This window comes from Mesorhizobium sp. M1E.F.Ca.ET.063.01.1.1, assembly GCF_003998155.1.
Classification (GTDB): Bacteria; Pseudomonadota; Alphaproteobacteria; order Rhizobiales; family Rhizobiaceae; genus Mesorhizobium.
Window position 1 is genome coordinate 1 of record NZ_RZSC01001805.1, and the last position, 382, is coordinate 382.

Annotated in this window: 1 protein-coding gene; it reads left to right on the forward strand. The window is 66.5% G+C overall.

The window, feature by feature from the left end; translation table 11 throughout:
* Positions 1 to 244: hypothetical protein (locus EOA29_RS42095; protein ID WP_210213250.1), on the forward strand; the 244-nt coding region annotated here is incomplete at its 5' end.
* Positions 245 to 382: the final 138 nt, after the last annotated feature.

Below are 382 nucleotides of genomic sequence, written 5' to 3' on the forward strand. Positions count from 1 at the left end.
GGGTGCCGAGACCCGCTTCGTCTGGCACGCGCTGACCAGGGGCGTTCCGCGCGAGATTTTGCAAGCGGCCAAGGGCGACGCCCACGGGCTGGCGCGATGCGCGGCAATAATCGTTGGCGTGGGTCTTGCCGCGGCAGGCCATGTCACCGGCCGGATCGCGCTGCTGCGCCGCCTGCGCCGGCTGCGTCAGGCCAACAAGCAGATACTGGACGCAGCCGCGCAAGGTATTAGACGTGGGAAGTAGATGCCGTCTTCGCTAATCATCGGGTCGGGTCCGGCTGCAGCCGCCGCCGTGTTGGCGCTGTCCGAAAAACCGGACGAGAAGATAACCGTGTTCGATCCGGGCACCGTGCTGGACGCGGAGACCCAGGAGGTAATAGCC